Genomic DNA, 2,325 nt, shown 5'->3' with positions numbered 1-2,325 from the left:
TTACGCAAGTGTACTGATTTTAAAGCACTTTATCTGCTTAAATTTAATAATCATTTAAAACAAATTTATGTATATTTTCTCTTTTACAATCACTTAAATTTGACGAAAATTTGAGCGTCAAATTTTGCAAATTTAAAACCAAAACCGCCGAAAGAGAGAAAAATGGATAAAAATTTTAACAAAGCAAGAACTCAAGGCATCCTCGGCGCGGTTTGCATCCTGTGTGCGAGCGCGAGTTTTCTAGTGAGCGATCAGAGCCTGTTTTGGATCGTTCGCACGCTAGCGTGGCTGTTTGCGCTGACGTTTTTCCACTATGCGCTCATCCGCGCGCAGGAGCTGTCAAACTCAAACGTTTTTACTATCTTCAAATACGCCTACAACGGCTTTTTAGCAGTGATCCTCTGCACTGTCGCGCTCTACGTTTTTGATAAAAACTATCTCAGCCTCATCTCCCGCGTCATCATCCCGCTTGCCGTATTTGCTGTCTCTATCGCGTGGGTCGTCATAAATCTCAAACTCGCAAAGGCCTCAGGCTGCGCGCTTTTTAGCATTTACGCGTGGATGCTTGCCGCTAGCCTGAGCGCAAACTTCGCCTACGGCATGCTAGGAGTCCTCTCGCCCGCCCTCATCGCTCCTATCGTCAAATTTGAACCCCTCGCAAACGCGCTTTTTGATCTAGCGACTTCGGGCGTATTGCTCGCGGCGTGGATCAGTGTGGAAAATTTCTCAAACGAGCAAGGCGAAATTGAGATAAATTTGACCAACCAGCACGGCGATAGGCCAAATTTAAACGCCCAAAACGCAAGCGAGCCGAATTTTAGCAGCCGTAACGAGCTAGCGACAGAGCTCAAATTTGACGCCGATCAAAGCCGCACAAATAAAATCCTAACCAAAAAAGAAAACGCGCATGAAAATTCTTACGAACGAGAAACGTTAAAAGCAGCCAAAAAGCAGGGTATCATCTCGTGCCAGCTTATGCTAGCGACCGTTGCCGTATCGTTTTTTGCCAAGCTTTATCTGATATTTACGCGGCCGCACGGCGAGTCGCAAGAGCAGCTGATAAAACTGCTTGAAGGCTCGGTAAATTTCGTGCTTTTTCTCGCCGCGGCCGTTTATATGTGGTACGCGCTTAAAAAACTAGAGGAAATTTACGACGCCGACGTGCTTAGCATCTATAAACAGATGATTTTTGTATCTATCGTATTTGCGGTAGTTGGTATAGCGTTTGGCTTTATACGCGGCATAGAGGACCGACCTGCTACTGCTGGTACTGGGCTGGCGGGACTGTTTATACTAGCTATCGCCGTCTATCTTGCTGTCCTTTGGGCTAAGTTAAATTTCAGTCTTGCAAAGATTACGGAAAACAATCTTTTTAAGACTTACGTATTTTTCGCTATCGCTAGCTTTATTATCGCCTTTGCGCTGCAGATAATGCTATCTATAGGCTATTTTACGGCGGTCTTTTCCATACTGCTTGCAGCACTAGCCATCGCGATACTTTACGTGCTACCGACTGCGTTTTACCTATACGCTTGGACTATGATAAAGGAGGAATGAGATGAGAGAAAACGAACAAGATTTGACCTAAAACAAAACCCAAATCATCGAAAAAGCAAAGCAAGAGGGGATACTTTCGGCTTGCTTTATGTCTTTTACGGTTTTGGTGCTTTACGTTGAGGATTTTTTCCCAAAACTTCAAGAAAAGCACAGCTGGACGGCGCTAAGCATACTTGCGCTCGTTTATCTTTATAAGGCGCTTAAAAAGCTCCAGCCCATGTGTGAGACTAATCTCATGCGGCCGTTTCACGCGTATTTGGTGCTAGGGATTGTTACGGCGGCGGCTCTGCTAGCTGGGATACTTTACAATCCTATTTTTACGCTTTTGTTTCTTGTTTTACTTGTGGTTACGATGATTTTTTGGATGATTTTAAACTTTAGACTATCGCGTATCACGCAAAATCCGCTGTTTAAATTTCACTCCGTCATGCTCATAGTCTCTGTCGCATCTAGCCTCACGGTACTTTTTCTAAAAGCAAACCCGGGCTCCGCGCTTTACTATGCGGACGCTGAGATAACGGCGACGGCTCATGCTTTGCTCGTTGGTGCGTGGTGCGGCGTGGAAGATGTGGAGGATATTTAGCCAAATTTGGCGCAAAATACGCGGATAACGGCTCTGCACAGTTTAAATTTGACTTACCGAGTAGCCGAGCAAAATTTGGCAAATTTGAGTTAATTTTAGCTCCGCTCGGCTTTGTTAAATTTGCCATAGCGCCGCTCGCAAATTTATTTTTATAAAAATAGGTAAGCGCCGATTTTGCCGCCGTT

2 protein-coding genes are annotated in these 2,325 nt (G+C 44.8%); both read left to right on the top strand.

Annotated features, from left to right (window positions below; translation table 11 throughout):
- The first annotated feature begins 162 nt into the window (after positions 1-162).
- Complete coding sequence (locus Q0338_RS10510) at positions 163-1,557, top strand: hypothetical protein (RefSeq protein ID WP_298086675.1); 1,395 nt, start codon at positions 163-165, stop codon at positions 1,555-1,557.
- A gap of 88 nt (positions 1,558-1,645) precedes the next feature.
- Complete coding sequence (locus tag Q0338_RS10505) at positions 1,646-2,140, top strand: hypothetical protein (protein ID WP_298086674.1); 495 nt, start codon at positions 1,646-1,648, stop codon at positions 2,138-2,140.
- Positions 2,141-2,325: the final 185 nt, after the last annotated feature.

This window comes from uncultured Campylobacter sp. (genome assembly GCF_938018145.1).
In the GTDB taxonomy this organism is placed as follows: Bacteria; Campylobacterota; Campylobacteria; order Campylobacterales; family Campylobacteraceae; genus Campylobacter_A.
The sequence above is the reverse complement of the archived record's forward strand: the minus strand, read 5'-3'. Positions and strand labels throughout refer to the sequence as shown.